The sequence below is a fragment of the Priestia koreensis genome (genome assembly GCF_001274935.1).
Taxonomy (GTDB): Bacteria; Bacillota; Bacilli; order Bacillales; family Bacillaceae_H; genus Bacillus_AG; species Bacillus_AG koreensis.
Map to the genome: position 1 here is coordinate 282,911 of NZ_LILC01000019.1, position 9,317 is coordinate 292,227.

The 9,317-nt window shown below is 40.6% G+C and carries 12 protein-coding genes; all 12 read left to right on the forward strand.

All coding sequences use genetic code 11. The features are described from left to right. The first annotated feature begins 4 nt into the window (after nt 1–4). The 12 genes from hisC to AMD01_RS15430 all read left to right on the forward strand — a co-directional run bounded on the left by hisC (nt 5) and on the right by AMD01_RS15430 (nt 9,135). Entirely contained in the window at nt 5–1,090 is a 1,086-nt protein-coding gene (hisC, locus tag AMD01_RS15375; protein WP_053402335.1) for a histidinol-phosphate transaminase, read from the forward strand. A 100-nt stretch (nt 1,091–1,190) separates the two neighbouring features. Beyond that, complete coding sequence (locus AMD01_RS15380) at nt 1,191–2,291, forward strand: prephenate dehydrogenase (RefSeq protein WP_053402313.1); 1,101 nt, start codon at nt 1,191–1,193, stop codon at nt 2,289–2,291. Nucleotides 2,292–2,473: 182 nt separating this feature from the next. Then, nucleotides 2,474–3,745: a tetratricopeptide repeat protein gene (locus tag AMD01_RS15385; RefSeq protein ID WP_245638956.1), complete on the forward strand. Its 1,272-nt coding sequence runs from the start codon at nt 2,474–2,476 to the stop codon at nt 3,743–3,745. Between the two features lie 86 nt (nt 3,746–3,831). Then, nucleotides 3,832–4,377 (forward strand): ReoY family proteolytic degradation factor, encoded by a 546-nt coding sequence (locus tag AMD01_RS15390; RefSeq protein WP_053402315.1) that lies wholly within the window; start codon nt 3,832–3,834, stop codon nt 4,375–4,377. 152 nt (nt 4,378–4,529) lie between these two features. Continuing rightward, nucleotides 4,530–4,979 carry a YpiF family protein gene (locus AMD01_RS15395; RefSeq protein WP_053402316.1) on the forward strand — a complete coding sequence of 150 codons (450 nt, stop codon included), beginning with the start codon at nt 4,530–4,532 and terminating at the stop codon, nt 4,977–4,979. 172 nt (nt 4,980–5,151) lie between these two features. Further along, a complete protein-coding gene (locus AMD01_RS15400) occupies nt 5,152–5,661 on the forward strand; it encodes a Rieske (2Fe-2S) protein (protein WP_053402317.1) in 510 nt (169 codons plus the stop codon). Nucleotides 5,662–5,663: 2 nt separating this feature from the next. Next, complete coding sequence (gene qcrB / locus AMD01_RS15405; RefSeq protein WP_053402318.1) at nt 5,664–6,338, forward strand: menaquinol-cytochrome c reductase cytochrome b subunit; 675 nt, start codon at nt 5,664–5,666, stop codon at nt 6,336–6,338. Between the two features lie 47 nt (nt 6,339–6,385). Next, nucleotides 6,386–7,156, forward strand: a complete 771-nt coding sequence (locus tag AMD01_RS15410) for a menaquinol-cytochrome c reductase cytochrome b/c subunit (RefSeq protein ID WP_053402319.1) — start codon at nt 6,386–6,388, stop codon at nt 7,154–7,156. A gap of 107 nt (nt 7,157–7,263) precedes the next feature. Continuing rightward, on the forward strand, nt 7,264–7,848 hold the full coding sequence (lhaT, locus tag AMD01_RS15415; protein WP_053402320.1) for a lipoprotein heptaprenylglyceryl N-acetyltransferase LhaT: 585 nt from the start codon (nt 7,264–7,266) through the stop codon (nt 7,846–7,848). A gap of 55 nt (nt 7,849–7,903) precedes the next feature. Then, entirely contained in the window at nt 7,904–8,320 is a 417-nt protein-coding gene (ylbD, locus tag AMD01_RS15420; RefSeq protein ID WP_245638957.1) for a YlbD family protein, read from the forward strand. An 8-nt stretch (nt 8,321–8,328) separates the two neighbouring features. Further along, nucleotides 8,329–8,571, forward strand: a complete 243-nt coding sequence (locus AMD01_RS15425; protein ID WP_053402322.1) for a YlbE-like family protein — start codon at nt 8,329–8,331, stop codon at nt 8,569–8,571. 168 nt (nt 8,572–8,739) lie between these two features. Further along, entirely contained in the window at nt 8,740–9,135 is a 396-nt protein-coding gene (locus AMD01_RS15430) for a hypothetical protein (RefSeq protein ID WP_053402323.1), read from the forward strand. Nucleotides 9,136–9,317: the final 182 nt, after the last annotated feature.

Consider the following 9,317-nt stretch of genomic DNA (forward strand, 5'->3'; position numbering starts at 1 on the left):
GATTGTGAAGGTAAAAGAACAGTTAAAAGGCTTAAGTCCATATAAGCCTGGAAAACCTATTGAAGAAGTACAAAAAGAATTTAATTTATCCAAAGTAGTGAAGCTAGCATCGAATGAAAATCCTTACGGTTATTCACCAGCTGCGAAGCAAGCGATCCAAGATGAGCTTGAGCATTTAACACTGTATCCAGACGGCTACTCCGGTGTCGTTCGTGAAAAAGTGGCAAAGCATGTAGGCGTTGATAAAGATCAGCTGATTTTTGGAAATGGATCTGATGAAATTATTCAAATTATTTGCCGTGCCATGTTGAGTGCCGATACGAACACGGTAATGGCAGCTCCTACGTTCCCTCAATACAAGCATAATGCTGTGATTGAAGGTGCAGAAATTCGTGAAGTGCCGCTCGTAGACGGCCAGCATGATTTAGATGCAATGTTAGAAGCAATTGATGAGCAAACGAGAGTTGTATGGGTATGTACACCAAACAATCCAACAGGGACGTATATTCCTGAGGCGAAGCTGCTTCCATTTTTAGAAAACGTACCGAGTCACGTATTGGTCGTTTTAGATGAAGCATATTATGAGTATGTAACAGCTGATGATTTTCCAGAATCAGTACCGCTATTAAATAAATACGATAACTTGATTATTCTTCGCACGTTCTCAAAAGCATACGGTCTTGCTGCGCTTCGTATTGGATATGGAATTGGCCATACAGAATTGCTTCAGCAAATCGAGCCAGCACGTGAGCCGTTTAATACGAGCAGACTTGCACAGGTTGCGGCAATTGCTGCGCTTGATGATCAGGCGTTTATTGAGAAGTGCCGCGATCTTAATCAAGAAGGGTTACAGCAATATTATGATTTCTGTGAGAAGTACAACCTTGAGTACTATCGTTCAGAAACGAACTTTATTTTAATTGACTTCAAACGTCAAGGCGATGAAGTATTTCAATTTTTATTAGAGCGCGGTTTTATCGTTCGTTCAGGAAATGCATTAGGGTTCCCAACTTCTGTTCGAATTACCGTTGGGTCCAAAGAAGAAAATGCTGAAATCATCGACTTGCTAAAAGAATTTGTAGCGCAATAAATTGTTCTTACATAGGAATGAGATGGACCTGTCCCAATGAACAGATCTGTCTCATTCCTCTGTTTTATGTTGAAAAAATGAAGAAAATAGAGGTGCACGTATGAACAGCAATGTGTTCATGATAGGATTAGGGCTGATCGGTGGTTCTCTTGCCCTTAGCATAAAGGAAACGCATCCGAATGTAACCATCATTGGGTATGACATTAATACGGAACAGCTGGAGCTTGCCAAGTCACTAAAAGTCGTGGATCATACGGTGACGATGCTTGAGGAAGGTGCTGCGAATGCGGATTACATTATTGTGGCAATCCCCGTTACGCAGGCAGAAAAAGTACTCAACGAACTCTCACAGCTCTCACTAAAAGAAGGCGTCATCGTAACAGATGTAGGAAGCACGAAGAAACAAATCGTGCAAACCGCACAGGCCGTGTTCTCAGACAACGTGCATTTTATCGGTGGTCATCCGATGGCGGGTTCACATAAAAGCGGCGTGACAGCTGCTAAAGCTCATTTGTTTGAAAATGCGTTTTACATTTTAACACCTTCGAATGAAGAGTCAGAAAAGGAAATGAACGAACTTCAAGTTTTATTAAGTGGGACAAAAGCGCAGTTCATCGTTATCACGCCTGATGAGCATGATAAATTAACAGGCGTTATTAGCCACTTTCCTCACATTATTGCTGCAAGTCTTGTTCACCAAGCAGAGCAGTATGAACAGGAAAACGAATTAGTTGGAAAGTTAGCCGCCGGTGGATTTCGCGATATTACGAGAATCGCCTCAAGCAGTCCCGCAATGTGGCGTGATATTTTACTACATAACAAAGAGATGCTTTTAGAGATTTTTGATCGTTGGATTTTTGAAATGCATAAAGTGCGTGATCTTGTTGAAGAAAAGAAAGCAGAGAGCATTTTTGATTACTTCGAACAAGCCAAGCAATTTCGTGACCAGCTTCCTGTTCGTCAAAAAGGAGCTATTCCATCCTTTTACGACTTGTATGTGGATGTTCCCGATTATCCGGGTATTATCTCTGAGGTGACTGGTCATCTAGCTGAAGAAGAGATTAGCATAACCAACATCCGTATTTTAGAGACGCGTGAAGATATTTACGGGGTATTACGTCTCAGCTTTCAAACGGATGATGACCGCAAAAAAGCGCGCGTCTGTCTTCAGAAACACAGCTATGCGACATTCATTCAATAATAGACGAAAAGAGCATTTCTACATCTCATGTAGGTGCTCTTTTTCATTGGTTACCTCTCAGCAGATACTTTGCTTCTAGGATATAGTTATGTCATAATGAAATACCTTAGTTGAACTAACAATATGGATTTTATAAGATAGAGGAAAGAAACGGGCATATGAAGGTATGCTAATGAAGGGGAATGATGATGAGAGAACTAGAAAAAGCCATTCAATATGTAGAAAATGATCGTGTTGAAGAAGGGCTAGCTCTTATAAAGGAATTACAAAAAACAGCGAGCGCAGAAGACAAATTACTTCTAGCCGAACAATTTTATACGTGGGGACTTCTTGAAGATGCGATTGCGTTAGTGGACGAGCTTTTGGAGTATTATCCAGGAGAAGGTGAGCTGCTTTTATTCAAAGCTGAGGTATATGTCGATCTAGAAGAAGAAGAAAAAGCCATTGCTATTTTAGATACAATTGAATCAGACGACCCGATTTATGTTCGCGGCCTTCTGCTAACAGCTGATTTGTATCAAATGCAAGGACTAAGTGAGGTAGCAGAAGCAAAGCTGTTAGAAGCAAAGCGACTATTGCCGAAGGAAGAAGTCATCGATTTTGGACTTGGAGAATTTTACTTAAGTCAAGCAGAATATCGCAAGGCGGTTACTTACTACGAGCGCTTAATTGAGCAAAAATCAACGCTTGATTTCAACGGAATTGATTTAAATCAACGTTTAGCGGAAAGTCTATGTGGAACAGGTGAATACGAACAAGCTATTCCATATTTTGAAAAAGCGCTCGACAACAAGTTAGAAATTAACACGCTGTTTGAATATGCGCTTGCTGCGTATCATGCGGAGCATTATCAAACCGCGATTGAGAAATTTATCGAATTACAAGCATTAGATCCTCAGTATCACTCTCTATATCTCTTCCTAGCAAGAGCCTATGAGCATGAATCAATGCTACCAGAGGCGCTTGAGGCCGTTAACGATGGTATTAAGCAGGATGAGTTTAACAAAGAACTATTTTTCTACAAAGGAAAGCTTGCGCTCAAGATGGGCGACGAAGAAACGGCGGAACATGCGCTACGTGAAGGCATTGCCATCGATCCAGGTTACATTGAAGCTATTTTAACAGTTTCTACCCTTTACATGAGCCAAGAGCGATACGAAGATGTCATTGAAAACATTCAAACAGCCGTTTCTTATAATGAACATGATCCTCATTTTGATTGGGACTTGGCAAGAGCATCGAAAGAGTTGGAATTGTACGAAGATGCAATAAAACACTATGAAGCGGCATATAATGTCTTTAAAGAAGACTACGCCTTTCTAGAAGAGTACGGTTATTTTCTGCTTGAAGAGGGACAACGTGAACAGGCAAAGGCAATTTTCACGGCAATGCTTGAGCAAAACCCAACATCAGTCGAGATTCAAGATCTGTTAGCACAATTGCAAGAATCGTAATCAACGAAAAGGATTTTGGAGAGGTTTTGTTGAATAGGTAATAGTATAACCCTAAGTTTTTTTACAGATAGAAGGGAAGTGAAATAATGGCCACTCCTGTTTCTGTTAACGAGAAAAAAGAATTTGTGCGCTGGTTCTTAACTAACTATCAACTGAAGCGTCGAGAATGTGTGTGGATTTTAAATTATTTAATGAGTCATGATCACTTAATGAAAAATGTTCATTTTGTTGAACATGCGCAGTTTACGCCAAGGGGTTTGATCATGTCTACGCATTGTGTAGAGGATCCACCATTTCGTTTTTACAAAGAAAGCGTAATGACGACAGATGCAGAAAAATCATTTCATGATATTCGATTAAATCGAAATGAAGATATTTATATTCAATTGAATTTTCGATCTTCTTTTCTGTCACCGCAGTATGTAGCAGTATTAGAAGAAAATCCATACGCGCCAAAAAGTATGGAAACGAATGAAAAAGATCAAATGCTCGCTGAAAAAGTGCTTCAAGAATCCATTGAATCCTTTCAGCGTGCCAAGCTGTTGGAGCTAATTGATCAAGCACTTGACAACCATGATGAAGAAGAGTTTAAGCGACTAACAGGGTATATGAATCAACACTATCATGCGTAAGTAAAGATAGATCGATGCTTTTTGCATCAATATGGCATAACCTGTTCTAAATCTCTTTTAACTGTAATGGTTTCGTATGATGTGAAGGGATTCTACAGGATGAGATCATCTAGTAGGATCCTTTTTCATTATCTTTAAAGGAGGTGAAACACGTGCGATGGATAACAACTGATGTGGATCAGTATTTGCAGGCGAAAGAATACATTGACTGTGCGATTGTTCCTATTGTTCCAATTGAATTTGCCAGCTCATCGAAAACAGTTGCATCAGGGGAGTATGTGCAAGCTCTAGCCTATGAGATGGAAAGACAATACAAAGGTCGAGTGCTATTATTGCCCGCGTATACATATCTAAAAAACACTGACCTAGTCACAAAGAAAGCTGAATTGCTCGACTGGAAGCACTATTTGATCGAACAAGGCCTCACGCATGTTTTTATGCTAACCACAGAAGCAGAGTGGCGGCAATTTGATGGAGAGTTGGAAGGCTCGCTTTTATGGGTACCCTCGCTTCCATTTCATGCGATGAAAGATGAAGATAAAAGAGACATCTTGCAGCAGCAAGCTGAGTCAGTATCTTCTATTTTTACAGCCAGTTGGTAAACGATTTCTTAATTAAAAACAAAATATTCGAACTTTATTTAGTATTAATAATTTTTAGGAAAAGACCATATTGACCTTGATTAAATCTTGATATATCATGAGAATGTCCTAGTTTTATATATTTATAGAAATTTTTTCAAGGACGGAGCTTTTGACAAAGGGGGGGAGACGCATGAGCGAAAAGGAACACCAAGTGTCAAGACGCCAATTTTTGAACTACACGCTAACAGGGGTAGGCGGGTTTATGGCGGCGGGCATGCTTATGCCAATGGTTCGTTTTGCGTTGGATCCTGTACTGAGACCTGTTGCCAAACAAGATATGGTAGCAGTGGCGCAAGTGAAGGATATAACCAATGAGCCTCAGCGTTTTAATTTTAAAGTGCACCAAGTTGATGCTTGGCACGAGTCAGAAGAACCTAAATCTGCATGGGTATACAAAACCAAAAAGGGAGAGATTGTGGCATTGTCTCCTGTATGTAAGCATTTAGGATGCACCGTTAACTGGAACGGTGATAAGAAAAACCCTAATCGTTTTTACTGTCCTTGCCACGGCGGGATGTACGAAAAAGACGGCACCAATGTTCCTAAAACACCACCTATTCATCCTCTAGACGTCTTCAAACAAAAAGTAGAAAAGGGAACACTTTATTTAGGTAAAGCCGAACCAAGAGGAGGAGCGTAATCATGCTAAACAAAATCTATGATTGGGTTGATGAACGCTTAGATATTACTCCTTTATGGCGAGACATTGCTGACCACGAAGTACCTGAACATGTCAATCCAGCACACCATTTCTCAGCATTTGTCTATTGTTTTGGCGGGCTAACGTTTTTTGTAACCGTTATCCAAATTTTATCCGGTATGTTTTTAACGATGTATTACGTACCAGATATTAAAAATGCGTGGGAATCTGTTTATTATCTTCAAAACGAAGTTGCATTTGGACAAATTGTACGCGGTATGCATCATTGGGGTGCAAGCTTAGTCATCGTTATGATGTTTTTACATACGTTGCGCGTATTTTTCCAAGGTGCGTACAAAAAACCTCGTGAGCTTAACTGGATCGTGGGCGTACTAATCTTCGGCGTTATGTTAGGTCTAGGATTTACGGGCTATTTACTTCCGTGGGATATGAAAGCGCTTTTCGCGACGAAGGTAGGGCTTCAAATTGCGGAATCAACGCCGTTTATTGGAGCACAAGTTAAAACACTTCTAGCAGGGCATCCGGACATTATCGGAGCACAAACGTTAACTCGCTTCTTTGCCATCCATGTGTTCTTCTTACCAGGTGCACTTTTAGGCTTAATGGCTGCTCATTTCTTGATGATTCGAAAACAAGGTATTTCTGGTCCTCTATAAAGAGCAGCAACAAAAAAGAACATCTGATTTAAGGGAGGGATAACGACATGCATCGTGGTAAAGGAATGAAATTTGTCGGAGATTCACGTGTTCCTGTATCAAGGAAACCGAATATTCCGAAAGATTACTCGGAATTTCCAGGGAAAACAGAAGCTTTTTGGCCAAACTTTCTTTTAAAAGAATGGATGGTAGGGGCTGTATTTTTAGTCGGCTATCTATGCTTAACCATCGCAGAACCATCTCCTCTAGAACGTATTGCAGATCCTACTGATACAGGATATATACCACTACCAGACTGGTACTTTCTGTTTTTATATCAACTTTTAAAATATTCATATGCATCAGGTCCTTATAACGTAATTGGAGCATTTATCGTACCGGGAATCGCGTTCGGCGCACTTTTATTAGCCCCATTTTTAGATAGTGGTCCAGAGCGACGTCCGGCAAGACGACCAATTCCAACTGGTTTTATGCTGCTAGCCATTGCGGGTATTATCTTCTTAACGTGGGAATCAGTCGCAACACATGACTGGAAAGCTGCAGAAGCGCAAGGGAAAATCGTCAAAGAAGTGCCGATCGATAAAGAAGCAGAAGGCTATAAATTAATGGAGAAAAATACGTGTTTGACCTGTCACGGTGAAAATCTGCAGGGCGGGGCAGCAGCTCCAGCACTGACCGAAATTAATTTAAAGCCGGAAGAAATAGCGAAAATAGCTAAAAACGGTAAGGGGAACATGCCAGCAGGTGTGTTCAAAGGAACCGATGAAGAGCTAAAAACACTTTCTGAGTTTGTCGCAAATATCGGCAAAGATAAGTAGAGATTACAAGCTAAAAGATGATTTTAAAGGAGAAGTGGTGGATGTCTCTTTTGAGTCATCTTTTTTTATGTCATAATGTAGAAAACAGAATAAAATGAGGGATTATAGTGAATTATCTACAGCTTATTTTTAAAGACAAACGAGTGCTTATCCTGTTATTGATTGTGAATACGCTTGGAACGATTTACGGCTATATTTGGTACGGTGGACAGTTAGCTATGACGCCAGCAAAATTTATTCCCTTTGTACCAGATAGCCCCACAGCTACGCTCTTTTTTGTTTTTGTCCTAATTGGATTTCTAATGAATAAAAACTTCGGCTTAATGGAAGCGTTGGCGAGCGTGACGCTGTTTAAGTATGGCATTTGGGCAGTGGTAATGAACCTGCTTGTGTATAAAGTAACAGGAGAAATGAATATTATTATGCTCATGCTTATGACATCTCATTTCGCTATGGCAGTACAAGGTATCCTTTATACACCTTTTTATCGAATTAAGCCAATTCATTTATCAATTGCAGCCGTATGGGCCGTACATAATGAAATTATTGACTACGTGTTTTTCATGATGCCGCAGTATCCCGTATTGGATCAATATAGGGCACAAATTGGCTACTTTACCTTCTGGCTCAGCATTGCTTCGGTTGCACTTGTTTACTGGCTTGCTGTTCGAAAGAAAAAAATTGTAAAATAGGCGCACGAAAACCAAGCTTTCCTTCTACAATATAGTGTAGGCTACTGACATAGAGGTGATAAAATTGAGCAGTGTAAAAAAAGAGTTGCACCCTTCCATTGCAAAGTTTAAAACGTTTGTGAAAGATCATCCAAAGCTTGTAGAAGAAGTACGAAAGCAAAAGCGTTCTTGGCAGGAAATTTATGAAGATTGGTATTTGTTTGGGGAAGACGATCAAACATGGGCGAAGTACCGTTCAACAGATGGAGACGAAGAACCAGCAAAAGAAGATGAAAAGAAAGCAAAAGGAGACTTTTTAGGCTCAATCTTTTCATCGGTGAAGAATATGGACGTTGATCAAATGCAGCAGCATATGACGAGCATGAATTCCGCGATTTCAAACATTCAGCAGGTGCTTCAGCAATTCCAAACAAAGAAACCAATAGGTGGAGGCTCGGTCCCCAATAACCCTTTTGGATTTCGTAAGGATTAAGGCATAACATGAGAAAAGATGTGTATGATTATATCTCATCAAAGTCGAAGCTGCAGCAGTTTATTCGGGAACAACCAATTTGGTATCGTACGTTAACACGAGACCCAACTCAACTTGAAAAGTTTGAACTTGCGTCATTGCAGTATTTTAAACAGACGATTCCTCATAAAATTGAGAAGTTCTCAAATTCAGTCGAAATGGCGAATGTGATGCTTTATATGCTTCAAGCGATGCGAGAACAAGATTCATAATGAGCAGGCGACGTTGGAAATGGTTGCTTTGTTTATATGAAGAACCGGTCACAACCTATGACATAGGGAGAGGCCGGTTTTTCATTTTGTAAGAGTTGGATAAAAGTGGGGCGCTTGCACATACTACCTGAAAAAGGAGTGAGCGATGTGTATAGAATAGCTCTGTTTATGGCAAGTGTCTTATTGGTGGCGGGTTGTCAAAATGATAAACCAAAGCCGAATTCAAGTCCAAATCCACCGCAAAGTGAGCATCGTAAAAGCGTGGAGTCATCGGTTTCACTGCAGGATCGTACGCTTACGGTGCATCAGTATGTGAGCGGAGACGATGTGTACGTGGAGTGTATTATCAATCGATTCACGTTTCAGCAATCATCGCAAAATCAGGACGGACAAGGATACGTGGTTGTGTATGTAGACGGGGTAAGGACGCTTGAAGAGTCAAAAGCAGCGTTTGTGATTCCGAATTTGGAAAAAGGTGTTCACCAAATTCGGTTAGAGGTTGAGCGTGAAAAAGGAAGCGTATATGACTTGAAGCAAGAGTTTAGTGTAAATGTGGGCAATTGATATGGAGTTAAAAAGGAGAGCGTTGTCTTACCTAGGTTGGTGAGGGAGGGCTTCTTTTTTTTGCATCGAGAGGGGATTTATTAGTGCGTCCCTTCGTTCCAGATTGCTACGCTTTCCGCAGGGCGAGCGGTGAGCTTCCTCGTCGCGTTGCTTCCTGCGGGATCTCACCTGACTCGCTCATC

What these genes read in the sequence shown, in the direction of transcription:
- AMD01_RS15425 (WP_053402322.1), top strand. Translation starts at nt 8,329, where the DNA reads ATGAGAAAAGATGTGTATGATTATATCTCATCAAAGTCGAAGCTGCAG.
- AMD01_RS15410 (WP_053402319.1), top strand. Translation starts at nt 6,386, where the DNA reads ATGCATCGTGGTAAAGGAATGAAATTTGTCGGAGATTCACGTGTTCCT.
- qcrB (WP_053402318.1), top strand. Translation starts at nt 5,664, where the DNA reads ATGCTAAACAAAATCTATGATTGGGTTGATGAACGCTTAGATATTACT.
- AMD01_RS15400 (WP_053402317.1), top strand. Translation starts at nt 5,152, where the DNA reads ATGAGCGAAAAGGAACACCAAGTGTCAAGACGCCAATTTTTGAACTAC.
- AMD01_RS15430 (WP_053402323.1), top strand. Translation starts at nt 8,740, where the DNA reads ATGGCAAGTGTCTTATTGGTGGCGGGTTGTCAAAATGATAAACCAAAG.
- AMD01_RS15390 (WP_053402315.1), top strand. Translation starts at nt 3,832, where the DNA reads ATGGCCACTCCTGTTTCTGTTAACGAGAAAAAAGAATTTGTGCGCTGG.
- AMD01_RS15385 (WP_245638956.1), top strand. Translation starts at nt 2,474, where the DNA reads ATGATGATGAGAGAACTAGAAAAAGCCATTCAATATGTAGAAAATGAT.
- AMD01_RS15380 (WP_053402313.1), top strand. Translation starts at nt 1,191, where the DNA reads ATGAACAGCAATGTGTTCATGATAGGATTAGGGCTGATCGGTGGTTCT.